A 247-nucleotide genomic window follows, 5' to 3' on the forward strand; every position below is an offset into this window, starting at 1 on the left:
TACGGATGCTCAGGGCGGCAAATGGCGCTATGTGTATGACCGGCAGGGGCATATCACGGAGACGCACGACCCGCTGGGGCGGGTGGCGCAGACACAGTGGCACCCGGTGTGGCACCAGCCGGAAACGGAGGTGGACGCGGCGGGAAACACCTGGCGCTGTGTGTACGATGAACGCGGCAACCTTCTTGCCGTGACCGACCCGCTGCAGCAGAACACCCGGTATCAGTATGACCGCCACGGTCAGGTG

Annotated in this window: 1 protein-coding gene; it reads left to right on the forward strand. The window is 64.8% G+C overall.

The genetic code is table 11. From position 1 onward, the window contains the following. On the forward strand, positions 1-247 hold a 247-nt coding region (locus RTW80_RS30300), incomplete at both ends, for an RHS repeat domain-containing protein (RefSeq protein ID WP_312721902.1).

Origin of the sequence: Escherichia sp. AM3 (assembly GCF_032029835.1) — a bacterium.
Lineage (GTDB): Bacteria > Pseudomonadota > Gammaproteobacteria > Enterobacterales > Enterobacteriaceae > Escherichia > Escherichia coli.